Below are 21,585 nucleotides of genomic sequence, written 5' to 3' on the forward strand. Positions count from 1 at the left end.
CCCCTGCGACCGTGGGGCATGGCTCCGGAAGCAGAGAAGACGGCCCTGACCGTGGGGGTCGTGCTCACGTCGGATCCAGAGGGGTCACGCGCGTCGCTCCACGCGTTCTGCAAGGCGCTGTCGGAGGCGACGGGCTTCGAGGTGCACGGCCTCGGGGGCTGGAACTACAACACGCTGCTCGAAGCCCTGGAGACAGGCGAGGTCGATCTCGGCTGGCTGCCGCCGCTCGTGGCGATGCGCGCGACAGGCCGCGCGCGCGTCATGCCGATCGTGTTGCCCGTGCGAAACGGAGCGTCGTCGTACATGACGGCGCTGTTCTCACCGAAGGGCTCATCGCTCCGCGAGATCGGCGATCTCCAGGAGCTGCGCGCGGCGTGGGTCGATCGGCAGAGCGCGGCCGGGTACATCGTGCTGCGGGCGCACCTTCGCTCGATCGGCGTGGACCTCGATCGCGCGTTCCGCGAGAACCTCTTCTTCGGGTCGCACGGCGAGGTGGCGCGCGCCGTGCTCCAGGGGAGCGCGGACGTGGGCGCGACGTTCGTGCACGTGGAGCCGGATCCGAGCCATCCGCGCGGCGAGCGCGTGGTGCGCGCCGGATGGGGCGAAGCGGACGTGCAGGTGATCACGTGCGCAGGGCCGATCCCGGCGGACGTGATGGCCGCGAGCGTGCGCGTGCCGGTGTCGTCGATGCGCAAGCTGCAGCGGGCGCTCGTGGACAGCGGGGACAGCGAGCTCGGTCGGGCCGCGCGGGTGCTCTTCGGCGCGGAAGGGTTCGTCGTGGCGCGGAGCGAGCACCTGGATCCGCTGGCGAAACTCATCGCCAGGCACGAGCAAGAGCCCTAGCGAGCGTTTGTCGTCGGCGCCTTGCCTTGCTCGAGCGAGCGCAGGGCCGCGTCGAGGGCGTCGGCCGAGGCGAGGCCGAGGTTGCGGAAGACCTCGTGCCCCTGCCGATCGAGGATGACGAGGCTCGGGACGTGGTGAAGGCCCTGGAAAGGCCCTGTGCCCTCGATCGTGGCCTCGTCCGCCATGGCGACCGGATACGGCGGAGCGACGACCTTCACGAAGGACTCGACGAGCAACTTGTGGTGCGGCGGTTCGAGGACGACGAGGCCAGCGTTGATGCGCGGGACGTGCCGTCTCACGAGGGTCGAGAGGAAGCGGGCCTGCGCGTGGGACGAGTCGTCGTACGTCGCGACGAACGCGATCACGGTGAAGCGGCCCGCGACGGAGTCGGTGGAGAGCGTGCCGCCGTCGAGCGTCTCGTACGAGAAAGAGACGCGCGGGCCGCGCGTGATGGACTGCGTGGGCGCGTCGGGCGCAGGCGTGGACGAGCACGCGACAGGCGCCGCGAGCAGGGCGAGGAGCAGTGCGCGCCTAGCGCGGATCATCGATCGCCTCGACGTCGGTGTCGAAGAGGTCGGCGAACTCGCGCAGCGACGCGGGCAGCTCGGCGCCACGACGGCGATGGGCGAGGATCGCATGCGCGAGCTCCTCGACGACCGGGGTGAGCGGCGTGGTTTCGAGCATGACACCGTCGACGACCGCGCCGCAGCGAGGCGCGTCGCCCTCGCTGAGGAGGCTGTCGTGCCGGGCCCAGAAGAAGCCCTCGTCGGGCACGTAGCGGCACCAGAGGACGCGGACGAAGCGGAGGTAGACGGGCTGGACGAGCGCGACGACACGCGCGCCGCGGGGCGCGATGCCCGAGAGGGCGCGGATGGGCCGGCCGCGCCACGCCGAGGTGTCGCCGAGGATGATGGCCGCCTCCATGCGCGCTCGGCGGTCGGGATCGGCCTCGACGGCGAGGAGCGGGGCGTAGAGGGCGACGAGGGGAACGGACAAACCGGGCGCGTCCTCGGCGAGCGCGTCGAGCCAAGCGTCGCGGGCCTCGGGCGCGAGGCCGGCGTAGACGTCGGCCGCGGCGAGGGCCGCGTCGGCGTCGTTGGCGAGGGCGCCGAGCCACTCACGCCAGGCCGCGAGGATGCGAGGCTCGGGGTTTCCAGGCTCCTGCGGCTCGTTCATCGATCCCTCCCCGCCTCGGCCTCGGGATGGACGCGCGCGTCGATCTCCCGCGCGAGATCGTCGAGCAGCTCGACGAGCTCCCGCTCGCGATCGGGCGGCGCGGCCACGACGAGCTCGCCGCCTCGCTCGGCGAAGATGGTGCCGAGGCCCTCGCTCGCTTCGAGGATGCCCTTGAGAAAAACGACATCCGCGGGGCGAACGTCGACGCGACGCACGAGCATGCCCGCCGAGGCCTCGGCGATCGGGAGCGGCCGTCGTCGCCTTGCGGGACCGCCGTGGCCAGGGCTTCGCGCGGAGGATGGCGCTTGGTCGGCGTGCGGCGGAGAGGCGCCATCGGAGGGATGCGCCGTGTCGGGCGAGGGCATGGGACGGGACAGGTAAGCACCGCCGGAGGCCGGGATCCAGCACGGGCACCTCGGGCCGCGCGTGATGCGCCGAGGCGGCCTCTCCAGAAGTCCCGCCGTGCTCGCCGAGGCAAAGGCGCTAGATTCGTGCCGCCATGTCGTACGGGAAAGACGATCGGGTTGCCGAAGTCGCTTGCGATCCGCGGAGCCTCGGGGGGGAGGCCAGGTGGGAGGACGAACCCGGGCGCGCGCTCGCGTTCGGAGCCCCGGCGCGCGCGCCCCGGAAAACCGAGGAAGAGGACGACGATATGGACCTGCCGCCGCTCGACACGGACCCCGACGCCGGGGACGACGAGGCCGCAGGCGACGCCTTCGAGGACGCGCTGCCGGATCTGCGCGACGACGGCGGAGATCCGCTCGACGACGCGAACGCCCAGGATCTCGACGTGGGGCTCGACGTGGACGACGAGGCGGACGAGGCCTCGGGTGACGATGCTGAAGACGGCGTCGATGTCGGGTCCCTCGATGAGGATCTGGCGACGCTCGACGGCGAGGAGAGCGCGCTCGACGAGGACCGGGACGAAGGTACGTTCGGCGACGACGATGCGGATCTGGAGCTCGACGCGACCCAGGACGACGGCGGCGCGGAAGGGACGGGCGAGAGCGCGGAGATCGACATCGACGAGTCGGCGCTACCGGAGCTCGACGAGAGCGCGAACGACGAGGCGGGCGACGACGCGCTCGCCGACGAGCTGCTCGAAGAAGCCGCGCGCGGAAAAGTGCCGCCGTGGGCGCCGAGCCGGTTCGTCGTGCTCGAAGGCGCCGGCGCGCCCGTGCCGTGCATCGCGGTGACGGTGTGCGGGGGGCGCGTGCTCGCCGCGGGGGACGTGGTGCTCGCGGTGGACGAGGGCGCGCACGCGGCGCGGCAGACGGGGCTCGACACGCCGAGCACGGCGGTCGTCGCGACGGATGAGGTGGCGGTGGTGGCGCTCTCGCGCGGCGGGTTGCTCGTGAGCCGCGATGGATGCGCGTCGGCGACGCCGGTCGCGGGTTTCCGGTCGGAGAAGGGGCCGGTGGAGCTCGGGGCGACGCCGGGGCGGATCTGGATCCTGCACGAGAGTTCGCTCTGGTCGATGACGGGCCGCGAAGGGACGCCGGTGCTCGCACGGGAAGGCGGAGTGCGCGCGATCAAGGCAGCGGGCGGGACGCTCGTGGTGCTGGCGACGCGGCCCGACGGCGCGGCGATCGAGAGGCTGCGCGGCGACGACGAGGCCTGGCAGAGGGCGCCGCTCGAAGGCGCGGCGGCCGATCTCGCCACGGGGGCTCCGAAGCCCGGCCTGGCCGTCGCGGCGGCAGGGAGGCGCGTGGCGATCGTATCGCCGCGTGGGTTGCTCCTGTCGAACGACGGCGGGCATTCGTTCGAGTCGGTCGATCTGCACGACGTGATCGGCGCGTGCTTCGCGGGCGACGAGGAGGATGCGCCGCTCTACGCGCTGATGGCGCCCCGGGGAGACGCGACGTCCTACGTCGTGCGCGTGGGCGAGGACGGGGACGTCGCGCGCGTCGCGGAGCTACGCGGGCAGGACGGGACGGGCCTCGGGGAGGCGTCGATCGCGTGGGACGGCTCGCGCGAGCTCGTCTGGATCGCGAGCCGGCTCGGCCTCGTCGCGCTGGGGCCTCCGGCGCGGCCGCACTGACAGCGGGGGATCAGCTCTCGACGAAGGCGCGGTGCAGCGCGCGCTGCGCCTCGGCGAGGGCGCTCGTGGGGACGACCGCGCCGAGCCGGAGCGGGGTCGCCGTGAGGGCGCTCGGGGACGCGGAGACGCCGCGGAGCGCAGCGAGGAAGCGCGCGAGGGGCTCGGTCGTCGCGGCCAGGCCATCCCCGACGACGCTGACGACGGCGACGTCCTCGACGAGCGCGAGGGACGGCAAGGCGCTCGTGAGCCGCTGCTTGGCGCCGCGCCAATCGGGCACGTTGAGCAGCGAGATCACGAAGCTCGCGCCGCGCTCGTTCACGGCGAGGTCCTTCAAGGGCACCTTCGCTTCGCCGGCGACACGGAGGAGCTCGTCGAGCTTCGCCACGTCGGGCAGGCTCCCGAGCGCGACGTTGCCTTCACCGACGACCGCGCGGGCGCGGAGATCCTCGCGCGGGCCGAACTTGCGCACCACGGTCTGACGCGCGCCCTCTTCCTCCGCGTCGAACGTCGAGCGCGCGTAGATCGCGATGTTCGCGCGGCGGGCCCATTCGACGGCCTGCGCGCAGACGACCTTCGCGCCGCACTCGGCCATCTCCTGCAGCATGGCGTGATCGAGCTCGGGCAGGTGCTTTGCGTCGGGCACGACGCGCGGATCGGCCGAGTAGACGCCGTCGACGTCGCTGTAGATCTCGCACCGCTCGGCCTCGAGCGCGGCCGCGAGCGCGACGGCGGTGGTGTCGGAGCCGCCGCGGCCGAGGGTCGTGATCTCACGCCGGTAGCTCATGCCCTGGTAGCCCGCGATGATCACGATCTGCCCGCGCGCGAGCTCGTCCTCGATGCGGTGCGGCCGGACCTCGATGATGCGCGCGTCGAAGTGGCGGTCGTTCGTGAGGATGCCGGACTGCGACCCGGTGAAGGAGATGGCCGCCTCGCCACGCGCCTGGATCGCGATCGAGAGCAGCGCCATGGAGACGCGCTCTCCCGTGGAGAGGAGCATGTCGAGCTCGCGGCGCGGCGGATCCGAGGCGCCTCCGGCCTGGCTCGCGACCTGCCGCGCGAGCGAGAGCAGGCCGTCGGTCGTCTTGCCCATCGCGCTCACGACGACGACGACGTCATGGCCCGCGCGCTTCGCGGCGACGACCCGATCGGCCACCCGCCCGAGCTTCTCGACGTCGGCCACCGAGGAGCCGCCGTACTTCTGGACGATGATCGGACGCCGCCTTCCGTTCGACTCACTGCCTTGCACGAGGTACCTCGGAGAGAAGAGGGCACGCGAGCGCGCCTTCGTCGACCGCTAGCACGAGCGGCGCGGAAGGGGCAAACGCGCGGCGAGGCTAGTCCTCCTCGCTCGCCGCCATCATTTCGTAGAGCTCCGCCTCCGAGGGGCGCCCTTCGGCCCGCGCCGTCTCTGCGAGCCGCTCGAGCACCGCGCGCTTGCGCGGCCAAAGCTCGCGTCGGACCTCCTCGCCACCCTCCTCGATGCGCGCGGAGAGGAGCGCGAAGAGCTCGAGATCCCGGCCAAGCCGCGCGAGCGCGTCGGCGAGGCGGAGCGCGACCTCGTGATCGTGCGGGTTCGCGCGCAGCTTGTCGGTGAGGCGCTCGACGAGGAGCTCGTCGTTCTCGTCTTCCTCCTCGTTCGTGGGCGCCTCGTCCATCGGGCGAGCGGCCTCCACCGAGGGCGCAGGAGGCGTGAAGGAAGGCGCTCGATCGGACGGCGCGATCTCCTCGACGGGGACAGGCGGAGGCGCGGCCTGGGGCGGCGGCGCGACGCGGCCGAGCTCGGTCGAGAGGCGACGGAAGGCGGCGCCGATCTGGCGATCCCGCGGGCGCAGACGGATCGCGACGCTGAGGTGGCGCTGCGCGGCCCGCAGATCGCCACGAGCGTTTTCTTCGATGTCGGCGGCCTCGACGAGCATCGCGGCCACAGCCGCGGCGCGATCGGGATCGTCCGGAGAAACCGCCTCGGCCGCTTCGCGCAGGCGCGCGAGCGCGAGCGAGGCGCCCGCGAGATCCCCGAGCTCGGCGCGCCACCGACCTTCGAGCGCGCGCGCCTCCGCGGTCTGCACGAGCCCCGGCGGGATCGCACGGACCCGCGCGATCGCGGCCGGGCGATCGGAAGCATGCTCGACGAGCGCACGCGCGAGCTCGATCTCGACCGAAGGCAAGGTGCGCCCCGCGCGCGCGGCGAGCGAGGCGGCGCGCGCGAGCAGATCCAGGGCGCGCCGGCCTTCCCCTGCGGCGCGCAGCGAGAGCGCGAGCCCGAGCGCCGCTTCGGGGCTGTCGGGCGCGTACCGGAGCGCCCGCTCGAACAACACGCGCGCCTCGGCCACGTATCCGCGCGACAGGAACGCGTCGGCCGCGCGGCTCCAGATGCGGTGTCGCGCCTCGGGCCCGCGGGCCGCGGCTTCGAGGTGCTCGGCGTCGGTCCGCGCGCCTTGCGCGTCCCCCACGTCGAGCCGCGCCTCGATCCGCGCCCAGCGCGCGTCCTCGAGCATCGGAGAGCGCACGACGGCTTGATCCAGCGCATCGAGCCGCGTCGCGAGCTCCGACGAGATCCGCGCGACCTCGAGCCACACGAGCGCCGCGAGCGGACCAAACGCCTCGGCGTGCGCGGCGCGGGAAAACGCCGCGATCGCCCCGCCTTCGTCGCCGATCGCCGCGAGGAGCGCGCCGCCGAGCAGGCCCGCGTCGATCGCCGGGATCGCGTCGACCAGCGTCGAGAGCGCGGCCTCGGCCCGCTCGCCCTCGGCGACGTCGATCCACGCGATCCGCGAGGAGATCTCGGGGTGCCGCGGCGCGCGCTCCAGCGCGAGCAGATAACGCCGGCGCGCCTCTTCGAGATCACCCGAGGCCGCGATCGCATCCGCGTCCGCCGTGAGCTCAGCCTGCTCGATCGCGCGGATCGTCGCTGCCACGAGCGCGGGCGGCGACGCGGTGGCGTCGGCGCGCAGGGACAAACGCATCTCCTCCACGGCTGGCGCTTCCCACCGCGCGCCATGCACCGACGGGGCGCGCGCGCCGGCCGCCGGCATCACGTGCCGGACGAGCGACGCAACGGCGTCGGGCAGGATCACCGCGCTGCCTGCGAGGCGCCCGAAGGGCCGACAAACCTCGGCCATCACGCGCAAGGCGAGCACGTGCGGCGGCGCGCCCAGGCCCACGCCGCGCGCGCGCTCGGGCACGAGCCGCACGTCTCGCTCGTTCGGCGCGATCACCACGTCGAACGCGAGCGCCGCGCGCCCGAGCCGCATCCCCACGCGGAGCCCCATCTCGGTCGCGACGATCCCGACCTCGGGCGTCCCTTCCCCGAGCACGCCCCGCGCGCGCGGCGCCGCGAACGCCGCGAGATCCTCGGTCCTCGTCGACACGCCGAGCCGCCCGAGCACGCCGCGCCGATGCCGAAACCGCGTCACGCCGCCCGTGAGATCCACCGGAAAACGCACGCTCGGCAGGGAGATCGCGAGCTCGTCGACGACGAGCGGCCCTACCGCGAACGGGGCGTCGAGCTCGATCGAGAGCGTGCCTCGCTGCACCGAGAGCAGCAGGATCGGCCGATCCGTCGGGCGAGGCTTCGCCTCCGCGCTGCTGCTCCCCGTCGTCGTGGGGACGCGGAGCGGCTCAGCGCGTCCGAAGGGGCGCGCACGCCCACCCGGCCCGACACCAAAAGCCACGCGCCCTAGCCTACCAAAGAGGCGCGCGGTACCGCGAATTTCCGAATGGAAAGAAGCTTCGAAAGGCAAACGGCCCCCGGGCTCGTTCGCCCGAGGGCCGCGTTTCATGGGGTCGGAAGGCGCTTCAGACGTCGCCCTTCGCGAGCTTGTCCTTCATCTTCTTGATGAGCGCCGGGAAGCCGTCTTTCTTGACGATCTTGGTGAACTGGGAGCGGTAGCTCGACACCAGGCTCACGTCGTCCGTGATGATGTCCTTCACCCGCCAGGCGCCGTTTTTCTCGGCCATCACGTAGGCGATCTCGACCGGCTCGCTGCGCGCGTCCGTCTTCGACACGGCGCGCGTCTTCACCACGATCGCGTCGCCCTTCTTCTCCTCGGCCGTGTACTCGATGTTGAAATTGAGCGTCTTCTTGAGGTTTCGCTCGTACGACTTGCGGACGAGCTGCTTCAAGAGGGCGCTGAACTCGGCCTTTTCAGCGTCGGTCCGGGCCGCCCACTCGGATCCGAGCGAGGCCTCGGCGAGCGCCTGATAATCGAGCAGCTCGTCGAACATCGCGCTGATCTTCGCGTCGTTCGAGGGCTTCTTGAGGAGTTCGAACAAGGCCGTCTGCTTGGCCTTCACCACGTCCGTCGCCGCTCCGGCATGCGCGAGGCCCGCGGCGCCCGCGAGCGACAAGGCGAACGACAAGACCAACGCGCCGACAAAGTTCGTTCGTTTCACGTTCCAGCTCCTCCTGCCTTCACCGTCGATCGCCGCCCGGGCGTCGCGGAACTGCAGGCAGACGTCCATGCCCCCCGTTTATTCACCTTCCGTGCCACCCGCCGGATCTAGTCGATTTCAGCGTCCGATGTCAGCTCTGTGAACGGGCGGCCACGACACGCGTGGCGCCTCTGTCGCTCGCGAGGCACCATCGAGCGCATGAAGCGCCGCCCGATCCTCCTCGCAGCGGGGCTCGCCGGCGCGATCGGCTTCTTCGGCCTCGGCTGGGTCGCGTCGCGCGGGTTTTCGCCCTCGGAGGCGCCGTCCGCGTCCGACGCGCCCGACGCCGGCCCGCGCGACCCGATCCTGCTCCTCGACGCCTCGTCCATCGTGCTGCTCCCGGACGCCTCGCTCCGGATCACTCCGCCGGTCGCGCCCTTCGAAGAGCCCTGATTGCTCAGCCCAGCGCGAGCGCGAGCTCCGGCGAAGTCGGGATCCGCACGCGAAATGTCGTGCCCTTGCCGGGCTCGCTCTCGACTTCGATCGTGAAACCGTGATCGTCGAGGATCCGCTTCACCACCGCGAGGCCGATGCCCATGCCCTGCGATCGCGTCGTGAAGAACGCGTCGAAAAGCCGCTCCCGCGCCTCCGGCGGGATCCCCGCGCCGTGGTCCTCCACCGCGAGCACGACCGCGCCGCCCGCGTCCGCCTCGACACGCACGATCACCTCGGCGCCCGCGGAGCTCGCCTGGATCGCGTTGCGCAGGAGGTTCCACACGACCTGCCGCATCTGCGCCGTGTCGGCCACGATCTCGAGCGAATCCGGCCCCACGTAGCGCAAGGGGACGTCGCGGCCGCGGCCCGATTTCCCTGCGAGAATCACGACGTCGCGCGCGATCGCGGCGAGATCCGTCGGCGCCTTCGAGGGCGCGCGCGGGCGCGAGACGTCGAGCATGTCGGTCACGAGCTCGTTCAGGCGCGTCGTCTCCCGCTCGATGATCGCGCAGAGCGCTTCATCCTCGGGCCCGATCGATCCACCCGTGCGGAGCAGCTCGATGGAAGCCACGATCGATCCGAGCGGGTTTCGGATCTCGTGCGCGAGCCCCGCCGCGAGCCTGCCGAGCGCCGCGAGCCGCTCGGCTTGCTCGGCGCGCGCCGTCGCCACGACGAGCCGTCCACCCGTGACGCGCAGGCGCTCGGCCAGGTAACTGCCGAGCAGCGCGACGACGCTCATCGCGAGCAGGTTCAAGACGAGCGGGAACGCGACCTCCGACCAGTCCGTCGCATACGCTTCGAGCGGCTGATCGGGCGGCGGCTTCAGGTAGCCCTGCACGAGCAGCATGCAGAGCAGCGCGTACGACGAGGCGCCCGCGATGAGGCCGATGAGCGCGCCACGAAGGCCGAGCAGGATCGCGCCGCAGAGACACGAAAAGCCGTAGAGCGAGGTCGCGCCGCTCGTCGCGCCGCCGGAGACGTAGACGATCATCGACCACGCGATCTGGTCGACGAACATCTGCCCGTACGCGAGCAGCGGGAGGCCCTTGCCGAGCCGCAGCACCGCGGCGTAGACGCCCGTGAGGGCGAACGCGGCCGCGAACGTGAGCATCGCGATCCGGCTCGAATCGGCGCGCGTGCCGATGCCGCCGAGGTAGATCGTGGTCATCACGACGAGCACGATCGTGAGGACGATCAGGCGCAGCCCCGTGAGCCACGCGAAGCGGACCGCGAACGAGCTCTCGGCGCCGTCGCGGAGACCGAGCTTCATCACTCGCCCTTGATGTTGCCTGCCAGGCTGAAGATCGGGAGGTACATCGAGATGAGCACCACCCCGACGACCACGCCGACGACGACCATGAGCAAAGGCTCGAGCAAGGACGTCAACGCCGAGACCGCGACGTCGACCTCCTCCTCGTAGAAGTCGGCGATCTTGTTCAGCATCGTGTCGAGCGCGCCGGTCTGCTCGCCGACGGCCACCATCTGCACGACCATGCCGGGGAAGACTTTGATCTCCTCGAGCGGCTCGGCCATGTTCTTGCCCTCGGAGATCTTGACCCGCGCGTAGACGAGGCCCTCCTCGATGATCACGTTGCCCGCGGTCTTCGCCACGATGTCGAGCGCGTCGAGGATCGGCACGCCCGAGCCGAGCAAGGTGCCGAGCGTCCGCGTGAACCGCGCGACCGCGATCTTCTGCATCACCGGCCCGAAGATCGGCAGCTTCAGCATGAGCCTGTGCACCATGCGTTTGCCCTTCGGGGTTCGGTAGAACCGGATCGAGCCGAACACGAGGCCGATGCTGCCGACGATCGTGAAGGGCAAGGCGCTGACGAACGCGCGCGACGTCGCGATGACCGCCTTCGTCAGCCCCGGCAGCGCGTCCTTCGCGCCGAACTCCGCGAACATGCCTTCGAAGGCCGGGATCACGAAGGTCATCAGCACGACGATGACCACGATCATGATGATGATGACGGCCGTCGGGTACGCCATCGCGCCGCGCACCTGGCGCGCGAGCTTCGCGCGCTTCTCGATGTAGCCCGCGAGGCGGTTCATGATCGTGTCGAGGATGCCGCCCACCTCGCCGGCCTGAACGAGGTTCACGAAGAGCTCGTCGAAGATCTTCGGGTGCCGCCGCAGCGAGTCGCTGAACGTCGCGCCCTGCTCGACGCTGTTCTTGATGTCGCGCAGCGCGACCTGGAAGCGCGGGTTCGGCTCCTGGTTCGCGAGGATGTCGAGGCACTGCACGAGCGGCAGACCCGCGTCGATCATCGTCGCGAACTGGCGCGTGAACTTGACGAGGTCCTGCGAGGTGACGCCCGACCCGATCGTGACGTTCTTGAAATCGAGGCCCTTGCGCTTCGCCGTGATCTTCGTCGGGTTGAGCTGCAAGCCGCGCAGGCGGGTCTGCACGGCGGCCTCGTTCTCCGCATCCATCACGCCCTTTCGGACCTCACCGGTCCTGGCGCGTGCTTCCCATGCAAACTCGGCCATGGTTTCTTGCTCGACTCCCGGCCTACCAGGATAAGGGGCGAGCGCGCTCGGGGTCAAAGACGCGGCACGTTCGACCGAATCGCGAGATCGTTGACACCCCTCCTCCAGTCCACGCTTGGGGGCTACGCTCGGACGAGCCGAGCTACGCCCCCAAACCCCCGGACTTGATCCGCACCGCCATGAAGAACGCCGCCCCCGCCATCGACCTCACGGCCGCCGCGCGCCTCGTCGTGGACGATCACCACGCCGCGCCGTGCGCCGTGGTCGCCGCCGCCAAGCGAACGAGCGCAGGCTGGATCCACGGCGCAGGCGCGGCGGGCGCGCTCTCGTTCGAGGAGGGCGCGCCGCTCGCCGACCTCGATACGCCCTTCGATCTGGCCTCGGTCACGAAGCCCATCACCGCGCTCGTGATGGCCCGGCTCGTCCGCCATGGTTCGCTCGCCCGCTCCGAGCCGCTCGCGGATCTCGTGCCGACGCTCGCGAACACGCGGTCCGCGCACGCCTCGCTCGATCTGCTCTCGGCCCATCGCGCGGGCCTCGACGCCCACGGTTCGCTCTACGGCCCGCTCGTGCGAGGCGAGGCCGTCGACGTCGAGGCCGCGCTCGTCATGGCCGCGAACGCGAGGCGCGAAGACTGTACGGGCGATCCGCCGCCGGAAGGTTTTTCGCCTGTTTACAGTGACCTCGGATACGTCCTTCTCGGCGTGGCGCTCGCGCATCGGAGCGGGCTCGATCTCGACGCGCTCGTGACGCGGGAGGTCACGGGGCCGCTCAGTCTCGCGATCGGATCGGCGCGCAGCCTCCGTTCGAAAGACCCTTCGTTTGATGCGCGTGTCGCGCCGACCGAGATCGTCCCGTTCCGCGACGGGCTCGTGCGGGGCGCCGTGCACGACGAGAACGCCTGGGCGCTCGTGGGTCACGCGTCCGCGGGGCACGCGGGGCTCTTCGGGGACGCGCGCTCGGTCGCGCGGCTCGGGATCGCCTTGCTCGAAGCGCTCTCCGGCCATCGACGCGATTTCCTCGCCCCCGACGATCTCGCGCCGCTCGTCCGGCCTCGCCCGGGCGGATCGCTCCTCGCGGGCTTCGATCAGCGCAGCGGCGACGATCCGAGCTCCGGCGCGCGGCTCGGGCCGCGGACCTTCGGCCACCTCGGCTTCACGGGCACGAGCCTCTGGGTCGATCCGGACGCGGGTTTCGTCGGCGTTTTGCTCACGAACCGGGTCCACCCGACGCGCACCGCCCTCGCGATCCGGCGCGCCCGACCGGCCGCCTACGACGCCATGTTCGACGCGATGGTGGAGGCCTCGCGAGCCGCGGGATAAGCTCCCCCCGTGTCGGAAGGCGCACCGTCCCTCCAGGAACAGCCGCGCGCGAGCATCCTCGCGCCCGCGCCGAAGGCGCCTTCGAAGCCCGCGAAGCGAAGCGCCGGACCGCGCGGCATCAGGCCGAAGGGACGGCAGAGCTATCGTTTCATCCGCGCCTACTACACGACGTTCGTCGTCCTCGGCAGCTACCTCTGGTTCTTCTTCCTCGGGCGCTGGTTCGGGCAAACGTGGCTCGACGCGCGCATGGCCGACGTGCACGGGCGCAACGCGCGCCGCGTGCTCTCCACGATCGTCGAGCTGCAAGGCCTGTTCATCAAGGTCGGGCAGCTCCTCAGCATCATGGCGAACTTCCTGCCCGCGCAGTTCCGCTCGGGCCTGGAGGCGCTGCAGGATCAGGTCCCGCCGCGGCCGTACCGCGAGATCGCCGAGCGCATCGAGCGCGAGCTCGGCAAACCCGTCGGCGCGCTCTTCGATCGGTTCTGCGAGGAGCCGATCGCGAGCGCCTCGCTCGGCCAGGTGCACGAGGCGTGGCTCAAGAACGGCGCGCACGTCGCGGTGAAGGTCCAGCACCGCGACATCGACGAGATCGTGCGGCTCGATCTCACCACGATCCGCCGCATCATGCAGATCGTCAGCATCTTCGTCCCCGTGCAGGGCCTGGACGCCTACTACCACCAGGTCCGCTCGATGATCCTGGAGGAGCTCGATTTCCAGAGCGAAGCGCGGAACATCACGCGCATCGCCGACAACTTCCTCCGCGATCCCACGGTGCGCTTCCCGCGCCCGATCGAGGGCTACTGCACGAGCCGCGTGATGACGACGGACTTCGTGCCCGGCGTGAAGATCGGCGACATCGCCGCGCTCGACGCGCGCGGCGTCGATCGCAAGGCGCTCGCGCGCAAGGTCGTCCAGGTCTTCTGCCAGCAGATCTTCATCGACGGCGTCTACCACGCCGATCCGCACCCCGGGAACATGCTGGTCGGCGACGACGGCGCGCTCGTCCTGCTCGATTTCGGCGCCGTCGCAGAGCTCTCGCCGCAGATGCGCGAGGGCATCCCCGAGTTCTTGGAGGGCGTGATCCGGCGCGACACCGACCAGCTCATCAAGGCCATGCGCAAGATGGGCTTCCTCTCGCGCACGGACTCGCCCGACGTGAGCGAGAAGGTCATCGAGTTCTTCCACCAGCGCTTCCAGGACGAGGTGAAGATCGACACCTTCAACTTGAAGGACATCAAGCTCGATCCGCAGAAGGGCATCGAGAGCCTCGTCGATCTGCGCAAGATGAACATCGGCCTGAAGGAGCTCTCCGGCGCCTTCCACATCCCGCGCGACTGGGTCCTGCTCGAGCGCACGATCCTCCTGCTCACGGGGCTCTGCACGCAGCTCGATCCCGAGCTCTCGCCGATGGAGGTCATCCGGCCTTACCTGCAGGACTTCGTGCTCGGCAACCGCGACTGGGCGCAGATCGCGGTCGAAGCGGCGAAGGACATGGCCCTCAAGGCCATCACGATCCCCGAGGATCTCCGTAAATATCTGAACCGCGCGAACCGCGGCGAGTTCGAGCTTCGCGTCAAGGGCCTGCCGGGCGCGGCCCGGCTCGTCTACACCGGGATCCGGCAGCTCATCTACACGTCGATCGGCATCGCCTCGGGCTTCGCCGCGTTGCAGCTCCACCTCGCCGGCCAGCCGCAGCTCGCCCGGTATTGCCTTTACGGCGCCGCGGGCGCGGGCGTGCTCCTCCTCGGAAGCATCCTGTTCGCGCGGCCGAAGTAGAGGCTTCGCGCTTTCCCCCGTTGACGGTGGCCCAGGACGAACGTCAACGTTCGCGCATGAGCAGCGAAGTGCGGGACAGGCTCGAGGCCGCCCGGAAGGCCGCAGAGGCCGAGGTCGAGCGTCTGAAGGCGGAACACGACAAGCTCGCGGAGAAGATCGCGAAGCTCGGCGACGATTCGCCGGATCGAAAAAACGAGCTCCGCCGCCGCAAGGCCATGGTCGTCGACGCGCGCGAGGTGCTGAAGGACGCGGAAGCCGCGCTCCACTTGTTCGAAAAAACCGGCAAGGAGCACGCGATCGTCGCCGAGGGGACGCGCGTCTTCGGCTCGATCGCCGTCCGCGTGCCGCCGGGCAGCTCGCACGAAGCGCGCGGACGCGCCATCGACGACGAGCTCTCGGGATCGCTCGCCGACGTCGCGGACGAGCTCGGCGTCGTCCTCGCGGCCGCACCTTCGCGTTACACGCGCGAGCGCCCCGGCCGCGACGCCGAGGGCCGCACGGTGCTCGACGTGTTCGGCCGGGTCGAAGGCGACACGCTCGTCCCCGCGGTCAGCAGCGCGTCGCGAAACCTCCGGGTCTAGTCCCGAGGAAGACGCCTCGCGTCCCCCTCTCGTCCAGGCAAAGCCCGGCCGATTCACCCCCTGGAGGGAGATCGCTTCGCGATCTCTTGGTCTACTTGCTGCTGCGCATCCGCTCGCGGATCGCCTTCGCGCGCTCGGCGCTGTCCGGGTGCGTCGAGAGCAGCTCGGGCACGGGCGCGGATTCGAGGCTCTCGAGGAAACGCGCGAGCCCCTCGGGGCTCTTGTTTGCGCGCGCGAGCAGATCCACCCCGAACGCGTCGGCCTCTTCCTCCATCGAGCGGCTGTAGCTCAGCGTGTCGAGCTGCGAGGCGCCGGCGATCACCGTCGCCGTGATGTCGTTCAGGTCGCCCACGACGAACGCGATCGTCAACCCGAACAGCGCGTTTCGCACGAGCGATCGCACGCCGTGTCGCTTCACCGCGTGCCCGATCTCGTGCGCGAGCACGCCGCGCAGCTCCTCGTCGTCGTCCTTCGACCGATCGAGGAGCCCCGTCAAGACGAACACCTCGCCGCCGGGGAGCGCGAATGCGTTCACCTGATCGTCCTTCAAGACCGTGATCCGCGGCGACACGAGGATGCGCTGTTCCTCGTCCGTCAGGCTCGATCGCAGCTCCTCGAAGATCCGATCGACGCGCGCCTTTTGCTCGTCGGTCGGCGCGCCCGAGAGCCCGTGCTGCGCGCGCATCGCTTCGCCGGCCGTCTTTCCGATCGCCGCGTCGGCGTCGGGCGGGATGGCCGCGATGATGGACGTGGACGCGCATCCGGCGCATCCACGCGCGGCGAAAATCAGCCCCACGATGGCGAGGAGCAAGATCCCGAGCTCGGCGACCAGGCGCTTGGGGCTGTGCCCGAAGCCCGTACCCGACGCACCTTGCCCACTTCTCGCTTCCGCTCCCGACATGTCTCCGTTATACCCTGCCCGCCTCTCGGCCGCCCGTGGGGGGAGCGCGTCGAAACGCCCGCCGTCCCGGCCGAATGGCCTCCTCCCGAACGAAGGGGAAGGATTCGGATGCAACACATCGTCAAGTACGAGCCGACGTTCTCGATGCTCCAGGTGAGCCTCGCTCCAGGCGAGACGATCATCGCGGAAGCAGGGTCCATGGTGGCCCGCTCGAGCAGCCTCACGATGGAGGTCAAGCTCAACGCGGGGAAAAACGCAGGGTTCTTCGGGAAGCTGAAGGCCTTCTTCATCGCGATCATCCGGAAGATCGTTGGGGGTGAAACCTTCTTCGTGAACCACTTCTCCAGCCCGCAAGGGGGCTGGGTGTGGCTCGCGCCGTCGCTGTCGGGCGGGATCAGGCCGATCCAGCTCGCCGGCAACTCCATGATCTTCAGCGCGGGCGCGTTCCTCGCGAGCTCGGGCGACATCGATCTGAAGATGCGCTGGGGCGGCCTGCGCGCGTTGCTCGCGAAGGAGGGCGCGTTCTTCATCGAGGCCTCCGGCAACGGTCAGGTCTTCGTGACGAGCTACGGTGCGATCGACGAGATCGACTGCAACGGCAGCTACATCGTCGACAACGGCCACATCGTGGGCTTCGACTCGTCGCTGAACTTCAAGATCAAGAGCGGCGGCGGTGGTCTCCTCGGCTTCATGGCCTCGGGCGAGGGCATCGTTTGCGAGTTCCAGGGCCAGGGCAAGATCCTCATCCAGTCGCGCAACACGAGCGCGCTCGTCGACTGGCTCACGCCGATGCTTCCGCCGTGAGGCGATGGGCTTCCGGAGATAAGGACGAACAGCGATGCAAGTGAACCTTCTTTACCGCCCGTCGCAGTCGCTCGCGCAGTGCTGGCTGCAGAACGGCGAGTCCGTGGTCGCCGAGAGCGGGGCGATGGTCGGCATGTCGACCAACGTCCAGATGCAGACGCAGTCCGGCGGCCTCATGAAGGGCCTGAAGCGGCTCTTCGGCGGCGAGTCGTTCTTCCGCAACACCTTCACCGCGCAAGGCGGTCAGGGCGAGGTCCTCTTCGCCACGCCGCTCTGCGGCGACATGGCGGTGCTCGAAGCCGGCCACAAGCAGTGGTGCATCCAGAACAGCGCGTACGTCGCGTCGAGCCCGTCGGTCGACGTGAAGACGCGCAGCGGCGGCTTCAAGGGCATGTTCTCCGGCGCGGGCCTCTTCCTGCTCGAAACGTCGGGGATGGGCCAGGTCGTCATCGGCACGTTCGGCGCGCTCGAACAGGTGCAGGTCGACGGCAGCATGGTGATCGACACGGGGCACCTCGCCGCGTGGGAGTCGTCGCTCACCTACAAGGTCGGCAAGAGCGGATCCGGCTGGATCGCCTCGTTCCTCTCGGGCGAGGGCCTCGTTTGCCACTTCGAGGGACAGGGCACCGTGTACCTGCAGTCCCGCAACGCCGCCGAGTACGGCTCGACGATCGGCGCTCTCTTGCCACCGCGCGAGCAGTGAAGAGGTCTTAACCGTGCGACACGAGATCCGTCACAACCCCGATTTCGGCCTGGTCCAGGTCTACTTCGATCAGCCCGGCGAGCAGATCATCACCGAGAGCGGTGCGATGGTCGCGCGCGACACGGGCATCGAGATGAAGACGAGTTTGCAGGGCGGCATCGGCGGCGCCCTGAAGCGCAAGCTCCTCGGCGGCGAGAGCCTCTTCCAGAACACGTTCACGGCGACGGCGCCGGGGCAGAGCATGTGGTTCGCGCCCGCGCCCGAGGGCGCGATCGTGTGCATCACGATGCAGCCGGGCATGGAGCTCTTCCTGCAGTCCGGCGCGTATCTCGCCTCCACGCCGGGCGTCACGCTCGACACGAAGTGGCAGGGCGCGAAGGGCTTCTTCTCGGGCGGCCTCTTCCTCATCCGCGCGTACGGCCAGGGGTACCTCTGGTTCAACTGCTACGGCGGCGCGCACGTGCTCGACATCGGCCAGCAGTACTACGGCTACATCTGCGACAACACGCACATGGTCGCGTTCACGCAGGGCCTTCAGTACAACATCAGCAAGGTCGGCGGCCTGAAGAGCCTCTTCCTCGGCGGCGAGGGCCTCGTGTGCAACTTCCAGGGTCAGGGCCGCCTGTGGCTCCAGACGCGGAACCCGAGCTCGCTCGCTTCCTTCCTCCACCCGTTCCGCCCGGTCAAAGCCAAATCCTCGGGTTGAACGTGCGCGCGACGAGGCCCGAAGTCGCGTTGGTCTCGTCGCGCACCTCGCACCAGCTCCCCTCACCCCCGTCTACAAACGAGCATTGCGTTCGGCGGGGATCCATCGGTAAAGTACCTCAATCCGTCGAGCCACGCCTCGCGGCAACCCGTCTATGTGGAAGCTAACGATCGAGGACGACGAGGGGAAACAGACCGTACTCCCTCTCGCCCACGACGAGTACGGGCTCGGACGCGGCGAAGGTAACTCGATTCGCCTGACCGACCGCAACGTCTCGCGTAAACACGCGCAGCTCAAGCGGAACGGCCAGGGATGGTCGATCTCCGATCCGTCGAGCTACAACGGGACCTTCGTCAACGGCGTCCGTGTCGTCGGGGATCAAGCGATCAACGGCGGCGACGTCATCCAGCTCGGCGACTACCGCATCGAGCTGGTCGACGAGTCGAAGGTCGTCCCGGCCCAGGACCCGACCGCGCAGCAAGGCGCGCTCGCGCAGGTCCCGGTCCATCAAAGGCCGAACCGCCTCGTCGTGGTCGTCGGGCCAAACCCCGGCGCCGAGTACCCGCTCGATCGCGAGCACTTCACGATCGGTCGCGCCGAAGAGGCGACGATCTCGATCAACCACAGCTCCGTCAGCCGCCTGCACGCCGAGCTCATCGCGCTCGGCAACGGTCGCTACGAGATCATCGACAAGGGCAGCGCGAACGGCATCCGCATCAACGGCGTGGAGCTGAAGCGCGGCATCCTCGAAGCCGGCGACGCGCTCGAGCTCGGCGACGTGCGCCTTCGCTTCGTCGGCGCGGGCAAGATCTTCCGCGCGGGCATGGGCCTCGGCGTCGACGGCCAGGCCATGCGGCCGATGGGCTCGTTCGACAACGTCGCGACGACCGTGGGCGCGCCCGCGCCGCCGCCGCGCGGCCCGAGCCTCGGCAAGCTCATCGGCATCGGCGCGATCGTGGGCCTCGTGGTGATCGGCGTGATCGTCGGGATGACGCGGACCACGACCACGGCCACGACGAACACCGTCGAGACGCCGGAGATGAGCGCCTTCGAGGCGCAGGTCCTGAAGGAAGCCAAGGAGCTCGTCGACGCGAAGGACTTCGATCGCGCGCACACGAAGCTCCAGGCCATCAACGACAACTCCCCCGTCCGCGAGAGCCAGCCCTTCAAGGACCTCGAGTCGAAGTGGGCCGACTGGATGTTCAGCAAGGCCGATCAGCTCGAGGACGTCGCCGAGAAGAAGCGCATCCTGCAGCAGATCGCCTCCACGCCGAGCGTGAGCGCGGACCAGCGCAAGAAGGCCGCCGATCAGCTCCACGCGCTCGCCGGGCCCGAGCCGACGGCGCAACCGAACAACGGCGGCGGCTCGTACGTCCCGCCAAACCCCGGCGGCGGGAGCTTCAACGGCGGCAGCTCGGTCGGCGCCACGGGAGGCACTGCGCCGGTGAAGTCGGCGGAGCCGACGGCGGCGACCACGCCGACGGTGCCGCCGCCCCCCGGACAGTTCGACGAGGCCGCGATCCGCAAGGGCCTCGAGCCGAGGGTCTGGTCCGGCAAGGCGAGCGAGGCGGACATCAAGATGCTCATCGCGATCTGCAGGCATCAGCGCGATACGGCCTGCAAGGACCGCGCAGTCGCGATGCTCAAGCAAAAGCAGGGCGGCTGAGCGCGCGCCGATGACGGGTCGTCGTCGGCGCCGCGAGGCCGCCGCCTCCACGCGCGCACAATCGAAGCAAGCCCCCGCGAAGGCCCGAGCCGTCGAGGCGACGCCGAAGGCCTCTCCTGCGCCGCAGGAAGCCCCGCAGAAGGCGCCCGCGGCCAAGGACGCGCCCGCAGCCAAGGACGCGCCCCGCGTCGCGCCTGCGCCCGCGGAGGCGGCCGCGCCGCCCGCGGAGGTGGCCCTCGAACCCGAGGCGCCGCGCATCAACGGTCTGTACTCGCAGACCGCGATCACGCTCGTCACGCTCGCCGCGCTCGTCGCCGTGCCCTACTTCGCGCCGTCGCTCGCGCGCCTGCGCCTGCTCACGCCGTTGCCCGAGGGCGCAGGCCTCGTCGCCGTATCGCCCACGCCCGAGCCCGCGGCCACCGTCGGCGAGACGGCGCTCGCGATGGAGACGACGGAGCAGGCGGAGCTGCGCCAGCCCGAGGAGGTCGCGCTCCCGGCCGCCGCGGCCGAGATCGTGCCCGCGGCGAGCACCACCGAGACGGGAAAACCCCCGCGATCGATCGAGGATCCCTCGGGCCACGCGCTCGACGCGTTTTACGGTCGCCTCGCGGCCGCCGAGCGCAAGGAGCCGAAGGCGATCGCGCGCGTCACCTACTTCGGCGACTCGATCGTCGCGAGCGACTTCGTCACGGCGACGCTGCGCCGCAAGCTCCAGCGCCGCTTCGGCGACGCGGGCCATGGCTTCATGCTCATGGCGAACGCCTGGCCTGGCTACTTCCACAACGACGTCGTGCGCTTCGCGGCGCCGGGCTGGCAGGTCAGCCGCGTCGTCGGTCCCTACGCGAAGGACGGCTTCTACGGCCTCGGCGGCGTCTCGTTCCGCGCGCAAGGCAAGGGCGCGTTCTCGCGCTTCGCGACCACGAAGACCGGCACCTTCGGCCGCGCCGTCTCGCGCTTCGCCGTGAGCTATCTCGAACATGAAGGCGGCGCTCCGATGACCGTGAGCATCGACGGCGCGCTGCGCGAGACGATCGACACGCGCGCCGACGTCTCGGCCTCGCGGCAGCGCGTCTACGAGGTCCCCGACGGCCCGCACGAGCTCGAAGTGCGCGCCGAGGGCCCGGGCGCGCGCGCGTTCGGCGTGACCATGGAGCGCGACGTGCCCGGCGTCGTGCTCGACGCGATCGGCATCCAGGGCTGCCGCGTCCGCTTTCTCGACAAGAGCGACGACGCGCATTTCGCCGAACAGCTCAAGACGCGCGATCCTGCGCTCACCGTCTTCCAGTACGGCATGAACGAGAGCGAGGACGGCGAGCTCTTCCCGCTCGATCAGTACGAGTCGACGATGAAGGCCGTGTTCGTGCAGGTCCGCGCGGCGCTGCCCCAGGGATCGTGCCTGCTCATCGGGCCGATGGATCGCGCCGACAAGAAGGGCTCGGGTTACACGAGCCGCCCCGTCGTGCCGAAGCTCGCGGCGATCCAGCGCAAGGTCGCGGCCGAGGTCGGCTGCGGATACTGGGACACGCTGAGCGCGATGGGCGGGCTCGGCTCGATGGGCGTGTGGGTGCAGCGCGGCCTCGGCGGGGCCGATCTCGCGCATCCGTCGAGCGCGGGCGCCGAGGTGCTCGGCGGCTGGATCTACCTCGCGTTGATGGAGGGCTACGAGGCCTTCCTCACGCGAGGCGGTGGTCGCGCCGCGCCTCGCTGATC

General features: G+C 70.2%; 20 protein-coding genes. 11 read left to right on the forward strand and 9 right to left on the reverse strand.

Annotation, left to right across the window (positions count from 1 at the left end; genetic code table 11):
• Positions 1 to 18 precede the first annotated feature (18 nt).
• Positions 19 to 843: a PhnD/SsuA/transferrin family substrate-binding protein gene (locus QHF85_RS29840; RefSeq protein ID WP_281330754.1), complete on the forward strand. Its 825-nt coding sequence runs from the start codon at positions 19 to 21 to the stop codon at positions 841 to 843.
• Here the strand turns inward: QHF85_RS29840 and QHF85_RS29845 are convergent.
• From QHF85_RS29845 to QHF85_RS29855, 3 genes are read right to left on the reverse strand one after another with little or no spacing between them, the layout of a single operon-like run.
• Positions 840 to 1,388, reverse strand: a complete 549-nt coding sequence (locus tag QHF85_RS29845; RefSeq protein ID WP_281330755.1) for a TlpA family protein disulfide reductase — start codon at positions 1,386 to 1,388, stop codon at positions 840 to 842. The two genes, QHF85_RS29840 and QHF85_RS29845, sit on opposite strands and share 4 nt — an antisense overlap.
• On the reverse strand, positions 1,375 to 2,019 hold the full coding sequence (locus QHF85_RS29850; RefSeq protein ID WP_281330756.1) for a hypothetical protein: 645 nt from the start codon (positions 2,017 to 2,019) through the stop codon (positions 1,375 to 1,377). The genes QHF85_RS29845 and QHF85_RS29850 overlap by 14 nt, the downstream gene beginning before the upstream one ends.
• Positions 2,016 to 2,240 carry a DUF4911 domain-containing protein gene (locus QHF85_RS29855; protein ID WP_281330757.1) on the reverse strand — a complete coding sequence of 75 codons (225 nt, stop codon included), beginning with the start codon at positions 2,238 to 2,240 and terminating at the stop codon, positions 2,016 to 2,018. The genes QHF85_RS29850 and QHF85_RS29855 overlap by 4 nt, the downstream gene beginning before the upstream one ends.
• Before the next feature lie 278 nt (positions 2,241 to 2,518).
• On the opposite strand from QHF85_RS29855, the gene QHF85_RS29860 reads away from it, so the two are divergent.
• Positions 2,519 to 4,060, forward strand: coding sequence for a hypothetical protein (locus tag QHF85_RS29860; protein ID WP_281330758.1), 1,542 nt, complete (start codon positions 2,519 to 2,521; stop codon positions 4,058 to 4,060).
• Between the two features lie 10 nt (positions 4,061 to 4,070).
• Here QHF85_RS29860 and QHF85_RS29865 read toward each other — a convergent pair whose 3' ends face one another.
• The 3 genes from QHF85_RS29865 to QHF85_RS29875 form a co-directional block, all read right to left on the reverse strand.
• Positions 4,071 to 5,306, reverse strand: a complete 1,236-nt coding sequence (locus QHF85_RS29865) for an aspartate kinase (RefSeq protein WP_281330759.1) — start codon at positions 5,304 to 5,306, stop codon at positions 4,071 to 4,073.
• 88 nt (positions 5,307 to 5,394) lie between these two features.
• On the reverse strand, positions 5,395 to 7,731 hold the full coding sequence (locus QHF85_RS29870; protein ID WP_281330760.1) for a hypothetical protein: 2,337 nt from the start codon (positions 7,729 to 7,731) through the stop codon (positions 5,395 to 5,397).
• A gap of 124 nt (positions 7,732 to 7,855) precedes the next feature.
• A complete protein-coding gene (locus QHF85_RS29875) occupies positions 7,856 to 8,452 on the reverse strand; it encodes an ABC transporter substrate-binding protein (RefSeq protein WP_281330761.1) in 597 nt (198 codons plus the stop codon).
• 198 nt (positions 8,453 to 8,650) lie between these two features.
• Between QHF85_RS29875 and QHF85_RS29880 the strand changes: the two genes are divergently transcribed.
• Positions 8,651 to 8,884, forward strand: a complete 234-nt coding sequence (locus tag QHF85_RS29880) for a hypothetical protein (protein ID WP_281330762.1) — start codon at positions 8,651 to 8,653, stop codon at positions 8,882 to 8,884.
• A gap of 4 nt (positions 8,885 to 8,888) precedes the next feature.
• Here the strand turns inward: QHF85_RS29880 and QHF85_RS29885 are convergent, their stop codons facing one another.
• Positions 8,889 to 10,196, reverse strand: a complete 1,308-nt coding sequence (locus tag QHF85_RS29885) for an ATP-binding protein (RefSeq protein WP_281330763.1) — start codon at positions 10,194 to 10,196, stop codon at positions 8,889 to 8,891.
• Positions 10,196 to 11,416: a type II secretion system F family protein gene (locus tag QHF85_RS29890; protein ID WP_281330764.1), complete on the reverse strand. Its 1,221-nt coding sequence runs from the start codon at positions 11,414 to 11,416 to the stop codon at positions 10,196 to 10,198. The genes QHF85_RS29885 and QHF85_RS29890 overlap by 1 nt, the downstream gene beginning before the upstream one ends.
• 179 nt (positions 11,417 to 11,595) lie before the next feature.
• On the opposite strand from QHF85_RS29890, the gene QHF85_RS29895 reads away from it, so the two are divergent.
• From QHF85_RS29895 to QHF85_RS29905, 3 genes are read left to right on the forward strand one after another with little or no spacing between them, the layout of a single operon-like run.
• Positions 11,596 to 12,738, forward strand: a complete 1,143-nt coding sequence (locus tag QHF85_RS29895) for a serine hydrolase domain-containing protein (RefSeq protein ID WP_281330765.1) — start codon at positions 11,596 to 11,598, stop codon at positions 12,736 to 12,738.
• 9 nt (positions 12,739 to 12,747) lie between these two features.
• A complete protein-coding gene (locus QHF85_RS29900) occupies positions 12,748 to 14,514 on the forward strand; it encodes an AarF/UbiB family protein (RefSeq protein WP_281330766.1) in 1,767 nt (588 codons plus the stop codon).
• 56 nt (positions 14,515 to 14,570) lie between these two features.
• On the forward strand, positions 14,571 to 15,095 hold the full coding sequence (locus QHF85_RS29905) for a hypothetical protein (protein ID WP_281330767.1): 525 nt from the start codon (positions 14,571 to 14,573) through the stop codon (positions 15,093 to 15,095).
• A gap of 91 nt (positions 15,096 to 15,186) precedes the next feature.
• On the opposite strand, the gene QHF85_RS29910 is transcribed toward QHF85_RS29905, so the two are convergent.
• Positions 15,187 to 15,996 (reverse strand): M48 family metallopeptidase, encoded by an 810-nt coding sequence (locus QHF85_RS29910; protein WP_281330768.1) that lies wholly within the window; start codon positions 15,994 to 15,996, stop codon positions 15,187 to 15,189.
• 108 nt (positions 15,997 to 16,104) lie between these two features.
• On the opposite strand from QHF85_RS29910, the gene QHF85_RS29915 reads away from it, so the two are divergent.
• The 5 genes from QHF85_RS29915 to QHF85_RS29935 all read left to right on the forward strand — a co-directional run bounded on the left by QHF85_RS29915 (position 16,105) and on the right by QHF85_RS29935 (position 21,583).
• Positions 16,105 to 16,800 carry a TIGR00266 family protein gene (locus QHF85_RS29915; protein WP_281330769.1) on the forward strand — a complete coding sequence of 232 codons (696 nt, stop codon included), beginning with the start codon at positions 16,105 to 16,107 and terminating at the stop codon, positions 16,798 to 16,800.
• 34 nt (positions 16,801 to 16,834) lie between these two features.
• Complete coding sequence (locus QHF85_RS29920) at positions 16,835 to 17,503, forward strand: TIGR00266 family protein (RefSeq protein WP_281330770.1); 669 nt, start codon at positions 16,835 to 16,837, stop codon at positions 17,501 to 17,503.
• A gap of 13 nt (positions 17,504 to 17,516) precedes the next feature.
• Positions 17,517 to 18,209, forward strand: a complete 693-nt coding sequence (locus QHF85_RS29925; RefSeq protein ID WP_271926507.1) for a TIGR00266 family protein — start codon at positions 17,517 to 17,519, stop codon at positions 18,207 to 18,209.
• A 154-nt stretch (positions 18,210 to 18,363) separates the two neighbouring features.
• Complete coding sequence (locus QHF85_RS29930; protein WP_281330771.1) at positions 18,364 to 19,875, forward strand: FHA domain-containing protein; 1,512 nt, start codon at positions 18,364 to 18,366, stop codon at positions 19,873 to 19,875.
• A 10-nt stretch (positions 19,876 to 19,885) separates the two neighbouring features.
• A complete protein-coding gene (locus QHF85_RS29935) occupies positions 19,886 to 21,583 on the forward strand; it encodes a hypothetical protein (RefSeq protein ID WP_281330772.1) in 1,698 nt (565 codons plus the stop codon).
• The last annotated feature ends 2 nt before the right edge of the window (positions 21,584 to 21,585 follow it).

The organism is Polyangium sp. 6x1, from assembly GCF_029946515.1.
GTDB lineage: Bacteria > Myxococcota_A > Polyangia > Polyangiales > Polyangiaceae > Polyangium.